The organism is Acidimicrobiales bacterium, assembly GCA_035294085.1.
Lineage (GTDB): Bacteria > Actinomycetota > Acidimicrobiia > Acidimicrobiales > Bog-793 > DATGLP01.
In genome coordinates, this window is the sequence record DATGLP010000028.1 from 48250 (window position 1) to 55156 (window position 6907).

Here is a 6907-nt window from a genome sequence, read left to right on the forward strand (position 1 = left end):
CGAGGACGCCACGCCGCGTTCGAGGCAACGGCCGCGCCGCTGCTCGCCGAGGCGCAACGAGGGCCGGCGGCACCGCCGAGCGGCGAGCGGTGCCCGGGCGCGAGCGACCGCCTCCGCTCGCGCCCGACGAGGCGGATCGCGCCGGACGAGCCGCGGCCGTCACGGGCGCGCCCAGCGGGCGCTTCGCGCCACGGCCTCCTGCCACCGGCGGTAGGCGGACTCGCGCTCGTCGTCGCTGGCATTCGGCTCGAAGCGTCCGGCGCTCCGACGGAGGCGAGCGACGTCCTCGCGACGCCAGATCCCCGCGACGATCCCCGCGAGGTAGGCGACGCCGAGAGCGGTCGCCTCCCGGCTCGCGGCGACGTCGACCGGGATCCCGAGCGCGTCGGCCTGGAACTGCATGAGCCACCGGTTGGCCGTGGCTCCCCCGTCGGCTCGCAGCTCGCGCACCGGGGATCCGGCGCGGGCCATCGCCTCGAGAACGTCCCGGGTGCGCCAGGCGATGCCCTCGAGCACCGCGCGCGCGACGTGCGCGCGCGTCGTCGCCCGGGTCACCCCGAGGAGCGTGCCCCGCGCGCCCGGGTCCCAGTAGGGAGCCCCGAGCCCTGCAAGTGCCGGGACGAACCAGACGTCGTCGTTGCCGGGGAGGCTCGCGGCGAGCTGCTCGGTCTCCGCCGCGGCCCGGATCACACCCAGCCCGTCGCGCAGCCACTGCACGGCCGAGCCGGTGCTGAGGATCGAGCCCTCGAGCGCGTAGGTCGAGCGCCCCGCCCGCTCGCCGACGGCGACGGTGCACAGCAGCTCGCCGCCCCCTGCGACGCGTCCCTCGCCAGCGTGGCCGAGCACGAACGAGCCGGTCCCGTACGTGCTCTTGGCCAGCCCAGGCTCGAGGCAGGCCTGCGCGAAGAGCGCGGACTGCTGGTCGCCGAGGACGGCGAGGATCGGCACGGACTCACCTGCGAGGTGCGCGTCGGGTCGCTCGCCCGTGGGCGTCCCCGACGGGACGATCGTCGGGAGCACCTCCGGGGGGATGCCGAAGAGATCGAGCAGGTCGGGGGCGAAGGCGAGCGCTCGGAGGTCGAGGAGGAGGGTGCGCGAGGCGTTCGTCGGTTCGGTGACGTGGCACGCGCCCCCGGTGAGCTTCCATACCAGCCAGGCGTCGATGGTGCCGAAGCAGATCTCGCCGCGGCGCGCGCGCTGCACGAGCAGCGGATCGTGGCGGAAGCTCCAGGCGAGCTTCGTTGCCGAGAAGTACGGGTCGACGGTCAGCCCGGTGCGGTCGGCGATCGTCTCTGCCACGCCGCTCGCGCGGAGCTCTTCGCAGATCGCCGTGCTCCGGCGATCCTGCCAGACGATGGCCCGCTGAACGGGCCGACCCGTCGACCGCTCCCAGAGGACGGTGGTCTCTCGCTGGTTCGCGATCCCGATGCCCGCGAGGTCGCGAGCGCTGCGGCCGGCCTGGTCGAGAACCTCGAACGCGCACTCGAGGACCGACCGCCAGATCTCCTCGGGATCGTGCTCGACCCAGGATGGGTGCGGGTAGTACTGACGGATCTCCCGACTGCAGCGCGCGAGCACCCCGCCCGCCGGATCGACGAGGAGGGCACGGGTGCTCGTCGTGCCCTGATCGATGGCGAGCAGGAGCGATCTCACCGGGGCGGCGGGACCTGGGCCGAGCGCACGATCGCCTCCGCCGAGGCGTCGTCGGGTGCCTGCGCCGCCGCCATCTCGGCGCGTGCGGCGGCACGGTAGGCCTCGGCCTCGGCGCGCTGGCGCGCATCCGACCAGCCGAGCGGCCCGGCCAGGAGCCTGGCCACCTCGTCGGCGAGGGCGCTGCCTCGATCGGGCAGCTCGAGCGCGACGCGGGTCCGGCGCTCGAGCACGTCGTCGACGTGGCGAGCCCCCTCGTGGGTCGCCGCGTACACGACCTCGGCGCACGTGTAGGCAATACGGCCGTCGAGGCGCCGGCGCAGCGCCGGGTCGCGCTCGCCGAGCTCCAGCACCTCCGACGCCAGCGCGCCGTAGCGGCTGAGCAGCCGGTCGAGCTCCGGCCCGGGCACGTCGGCCGATCCCGCTGCACCCCTGAGCGCGGCTCGCGCGCCGTCCAGACCGGCGGCGCCGACCAGCTCGATCTCCGCGGTGCGCGACGGTCCAGCGCGAAGGCGCGCCGAGCCCACGGCGGCGTCGATCGCGTCTCGCGCCATGACGCGGTAGGTGGTGAGCTTCCCGCCGGAGACGACGACGAAGCCCGGCGCAGGGACGTCGACGACGTGCTCACGCGACACGTGCGCCGTGTCGGCGCGCGCGTGGCCCGCGAGCGGCCTGATCCCGGCGAAGACGGCGACGACGTGCCCGCGCTCGACGGGGGGATCGACGACCCTGTTGACCCAGTCGACGAGGTACTCGACGTCGGCGCGGCACGCCACCGGCCGATCGACCTCGAGGCGCCACGGCGTGTCGGTCGTGCCGACGAGCCAGTGGCCGTTCCACGGCACGGCCAGGAGCACGCTCTTGTCGGTGGGGACGATGAGCGCGCTCGACGAGGCGATGCAGTCGCGCTCGAGGACGACGTGCACGCCCTTCGACGGCTGCAAGCGGGACCCGGCGCGCGCGAACGGTGAGATCTGGTCGCCCCACGGTCCGCTCGCCACGACGACGGATCGGGCACGCACGTCGAAGGAGCCGTCTTGATCGGTCAGCTGCAGGCGGGCCTCGACGGTGCCACCCCGACCGATCCGCAGCTCGGTTACCGCCACCCGGTTCGCTGCGATCGCGCCGTAGGACACGGCGGTGCGAACGAGCGTCGAGACGAGCCTCGCGTCGTCGACCTGGGCGTCGTAGTACTGCACCGCACCGATCAGCCCGTCGGCGCGCAGGGCGGGCGCGACGTCGAGCGCTTCGGCGCGCGAGAGCGGGCGGTGGCGCGGGACGCCAGCCGCCGCGCTCGGCGAGCGCGCCAGGAGGTCGTAGAGGGACACGCCGATCCCGACGAGCGCTCGCTCGCTCGGCCGCCGGAGCGGGTAGAGGAAAGGCGTCAGGCGAACGAGGTGCGGCGCCAGCTGCAGGAGACGTGCGCGCTCGACGAGCGCCTCCCGCACGAGGCGGAAGTCGAGCATCTTGAGGTAGCGCAGCCCGCCGTGCACGAGCTTGCTCGAACGGCTGGACGTTCCCGCTGCCCAGTCCTGCGCCTCGACGACGGCGACCGAGAGCCCGCGCGAGGCAGCGTCGAGTGCCGCTCCAGCACCGACGACGCCGCCTCCGACGACGAGGACGTCGAGCAGCCGCCCGTCGGCGAGCGCGCCGACGTCACGCTGCCACTGCTGCGGTGACAGGGCCGAATGCGCCATCGCGCCATCCACCATACGACGGCGCCTCTCGGCCCGGCCGTGCCGCCAGCCGAGCCGCCCGGCGCCGGCCACGATGACCAGACGGAGCCTCAGCCCAAGGCGACGCGGGCGACTTCAAGCGCTCACGGGACGAGATGATGGTGCTGCACCGACGCAGCGCGAGGATGCGCTGCGCCGACGAGCAGTTCCACCGAGTGCGGGGCGGGCGCCACCTGCCAGCCCCGCGGGCTGTCCTCGAAGCCGTCGTCACCCCTGAGGTGGGACCACGGAGGAGTAGGTGCCGCGCCGAGCGCTCCCCGATTCGGACCGAGGTTCGACGCGATCCGGGACATCCTCCGGCCCCCAGCAGGGAGAGGAGGGCGTAGCGTCGTGGCATGGTCGACGACCACGGACAGGTGAGCCTCGAGCGAGGAACGTTCCTCGGCCGGGGACCGCACGAGGCGGAGCCGCCCTGGGTACGCAACCCGAGCGCCAGGCGCCACGAGTGGCGGCGCCTCTTCTCGGAGGTGCTCGGCACCTTCCTGCTCGTCGTCGTTGCCGCCGGCGCCCCGGTCGTCGACGCCGTCTCCCACGGCCGGGTTCCCCTCGACGCCCAGGTGGTCGCGCCGGGCCTCATGGTGATGGCGATCATCTACTTCATGGGCATGGTGAGCGGCGCCCACCTGAACCCGGCGGTGACCCTGTCCTTCGCCGTCCGGGGCAACTTTCCCTGGGGCCGGGTGCCGGGCTACATCCTCGCCCAGCTGATCGGTGCCACCGCCGCGTCGCTCCTCCTACGGGCGCTGTTCGGAACCGTCGGTCATCTCGGCGCGACGCTCCCCGGCCCGGGCATCTCCTCGGGCACAGCTTTCCTCATCGAGACGCTGCTCACCTTCGGCCTCATTAGCGTCATCCTCGGAACCGCTTCCGGGGCACGCAACGTGGGCGCCAACGCCGCGCTCGCAGTCGGCGGGTACATCGCCCTCGCTGGTCTGTGGGCGGCCCCCATCAGCGGAGCATCGATGAACCCGGCCCGCTCCTTCGGTCCGCAGCTCGTCACCGACGACTGGACGAGTTGGTGGGCGTACGTCGCCGGACCGGTCGCCGGTGGCCTGCTCGCCGTCGCCGTCGCCTGGATCCTGCGGGGGCCTCCGAGCCTGGCCGCCAACATCGTGGCCCAAGGGGAAGCCCTCGGCGGCAACCTCCCCGAATCCCGAGCACCGGGAGCCGATCGGAGCAGCAGCCGCGACAACTAAATGCCATGAAGCGAGGCCTCCCCCCGGTGAGAACCTTGGGTTCTCTACGGAACCAACCACCGAAAGGGAGGCTCTCCTGTCGTATCCGTGCGTGCCGTGACCAGCTGAAAGGCGAGGAACGCTGCTTCCTGCCTAGGTTCTGGGCTGTTCAAAGGTCCAGACGAGAGGCGGAGGAGAACGGCGTGGCTCGGGTCCAACGTATGGCGCAGGATCGTCGGTGTCGACCACCACGTCGTGATCGAGGACGTGGAGCTCGAAAGCGAGGGCAACACGGCTGCGGTCGTCGTGCACGTGCGCCTTCGCAAGGGCGCCCGGCGCCGCTGCGGGCGCTGCGGGGCGCATGCTTGTGGCTATGACCAAGGCGAGGGGCGACGCAGGTGGCGCTGTCTCGATCTCGGGACCCTCCAGTGCTTCCTCGAGGCCGACGCCCCGAGGGTGGCCTGTCCCACCCACGGGCCGACGGTCGCGCTCGTTCCCTGGGCGCGTCACGGTGCGGGCCACACCCGGGCTTCGACGACCGGGTGCCTGGCTCGTCACCCACACGGCGAAGTCGAAGATCTGCGAGCTGCTGCGCGTCGGGTGGCGAACGGTCGGCTCGATCATCGAGCGCGTCGTCGCCGACGGCCGTGCGAGCCACGGCCCCTTCGCCGGCCTCGTGCGCATCGGGATCGACGAACCCGCTCATCCGCTCTCTCTCGGGCGCGCTCGACCTGCCCCGCCTCGAGCCGGCGCGGCTTCGCTCGAGCTGCCTCGTCGCTGTGGCCAAGGCGATCGGGCTTCAGGCCTTCATGGACGCGGCGGGGATCACCTGCTCCCAGCGCCTCGGCGACCTCATCGCCCACCTCGAGCCCCCGCCAGAGGAGACGGCCGTGGCCCTCCTCGGTGCCGGCGCGTCCCTCGGTGCCGGCGCGTCACGATGAACCTGCTCGGGCGCATCGAGGCCGCGCTCGATGAGCCACAGCTCGCCAGCGAGATCGCCGAGCTCGAGGCACGCCTCCCGGTCGGGGTGCGCCCCGGCAGTGCGCGCTGCGCACGCTTCTTGTCGGGATGCGCCTCTGCCTTGCGACCGGCCACCAGAGCGCGCACCTCACGGCGGTGGCACGCCGCCTTTTGTGGTTTCGATCGGTGCGACCAAGAACGCCTCGGGGTGGTGGCCGCCTGGCGGGCCGGGCCGCATGTGCTCACCTACTGCCAGATCACCTACACGACAGAGCGCCTCTGTGCGGTGCTCCAGAAGGACCGCCCTCGTGGTGGACCTCGGCAGACAGCATACGAACCGGGTGCTCCTCCTCACATCCGACGCCACCACCCTCGGCCGGAAGCGGTGAGCCGACGCCACGGCCGTCCGCGACCCTTGGCGGTAGCATGGGGATGATGGACGTGCAGGAGATCGTGTTCGTCGTGGAGGAGGCGCCGGAGGGTGGCTATATCGCCCGCGCTCTCGGCGAGACGATCGTCACCGAGGCCGACGACCTCGGCGCGCTCCGGGAGATGGTGCGCGACGCGGTCGTCTGTCATTTCGACGAAGACGAGCGTCCACGGCTCATCCGCCTCCACGTTGTTCGCGATGAGCTGCTCGCCGTGTGAGGCTTTTTCGTGACCTGACTGGACGCGAGCTGTCGACGCTGCTGCGGCGGCACTTCGGCTACGAGATCGTCCGCCAGTCCGGAAGCCATCTTCGATTGTCCACCCTGGTGAACGGCGAGCACCGCGTCACCGTGCCTGCTGGCGGCCCACTGCGGGTCGGTACCCTGGCGGCCATACCCGGCGACATCGCCACGCACCACGGGATCGCGCGGGCCGAGCTCGAGGAGCGCCTCTTCGCATAGCCGAGGCCCGGTTTCGCCGCCATCGGCCGCCCACGGTGGCTCGTGCACCCCCCCCGGCCACGCGCGCATTTGTCCTAGTCGCGGGTCAAGTCACGTCCTCGCGGTCGAGGCGTTGAACACCAAGAGCGCCGGCCGGCGCCGCGCACCGGGGGCGGTTCGTGTTGGCCGAATTTGTGGAGGTGAGCGGACTCGAACCGCCGACTTCCACGTTGCGAACGTGGCGCTCTACCAGCTGAGCTACACCCCCGGGGTGCCGGCTCCTGCGCGCGGGTGCGCCCAGCAGCCACGGAAAGGATAGCCACACCGCATCGGGCGCCTGCTGCGCCCCGGCCTGCGACGATGTCCTGGTGGCCACCCGGCGGAGGAGGAGCCAGCGCAGCGTCCCGCACTTCCTCGCTCGATCCCTGCGCGAGTCCCTCCGCTTCGACGCCTCCGCGCTCAACCCGCTGTCCGCGCTGCGCATCACGATCGGGATCGTCGCGATGCTGCTCGTCGG

The 6907-nt window shown here is 72.4% G+C and carries 6 protein-coding genes and 1 tRNA gene; 4 read left to right on the forward strand and 3 right to left on the reverse strand.

Annotation, left to right across the window (positions count from 1 at the left end):
- Window positions 1-159: 159 nt before the first annotated feature.
- Both glpK and VKV23_10615 read right to left on the reverse strand, forming a co-directional pair.
- A complete protein-coding gene (glpK, locus tag VKV23_10610; GenBank protein HLI16485.1) occupies window positions 160-1653 on the reverse strand; it encodes a glycerol kinase GlpK in 1494 nt (497 codons plus the stop codon).
- Window positions 1650-3347 carry a glycerol-3-phosphate dehydrogenase/oxidase gene (locus VKV23_10615; protein HLI16486.1) on the reverse strand — a complete coding sequence of 566 codons (1698 nt, stop codon included), beginning with the start codon at window positions 3345-3347 and terminating at the stop codon, window positions 1650-1652. The genes glpK and VKV23_10615 overlap by 4 nt, the downstream gene beginning before the upstream one ends.
- A 374-nt stretch (window positions 3348-3721) precedes the next feature.
- Between VKV23_10615 and VKV23_10620 the strand changes: the two genes are divergently transcribed.
- The 4 genes from VKV23_10620 to VKV23_10635 all read left to right on the forward strand — a co-directional run bounded on the left by VKV23_10620 (window position 3722) and on the right by VKV23_10635 (window position 6411).
- Window positions 3722-4582 (forward strand): aquaporin, encoded by an 861-nt coding sequence (locus tag VKV23_10620; GenBank protein HLI16487.1) that lies wholly within the window; start codon window positions 3722-3724, stop codon window positions 4580-4582.
- A 758-nt stretch (window positions 4583-5340) separates the two neighbouring features.
- Window positions 5341-5502: a hypothetical protein gene (locus VKV23_10625; GenBank protein ID HLI16488.1), complete on the forward strand. Its 162-nt coding sequence runs from the start codon at window positions 5341-5343 to the stop codon at window positions 5500-5502.
- 454 nt (window positions 5503-5956) lie between these two features.
- The gene (locus tag VKV23_10630) at window positions 5957-6169 is read left to right on the forward strand and encodes a hypothetical protein (GenBank protein ID HLI16489.1); all 213 of its coding nucleotides are present in this window, start codon (window positions 5957-5959) and stop codon (window positions 6167-6169) included.
- Window positions 6166-6411 (forward strand): type II toxin-antitoxin system HicA family toxin, encoded by a 246-nt coding sequence (locus VKV23_10635; protein ID HLI16490.1) that lies wholly within the window; start codon window positions 6166-6168, stop codon window positions 6409-6411. Before VKV23_10630 ends, VKV23_10635 begins: the two co-directional genes overlap by 4 nt.
- A 174-nt stretch (window positions 6412-6585) precedes the next feature.
- On the opposite strand, the gene VKV23_10640 is transcribed toward VKV23_10635, so the two are convergent.
- A tRNA-Ala gene (locus tag VKV23_10640) sits at window positions 6586-6658 on the reverse strand.
- Between the last annotated feature and the right edge of the window lie 249 nt (window positions 6659-6907).

Excerpts from the sequence above, each read along its gene's own strand:
- VKV23_10615 (HLI16486.1), bottom strand. The coding sequence starts at position 3,347 with ATGGCGCATTCGGCCCTGTCACCGCAGCAGTGGCAGCGTGACGTCGGC.
- VKV23_10620 (HLI16487.1), top strand. The coding sequence starts at position 3,722 with ATGGTCGACGACCACGGACAGGTGAGCCTCGAGCGAGGAACGTTCCTC.
- VKV23_10630 (HLI16489.1), top strand. The coding sequence starts at position 5,957 with ATGGACGTGCAGGAGATCGTGTTCGTCGTGGAGGAGGCGCCGGAGGGT.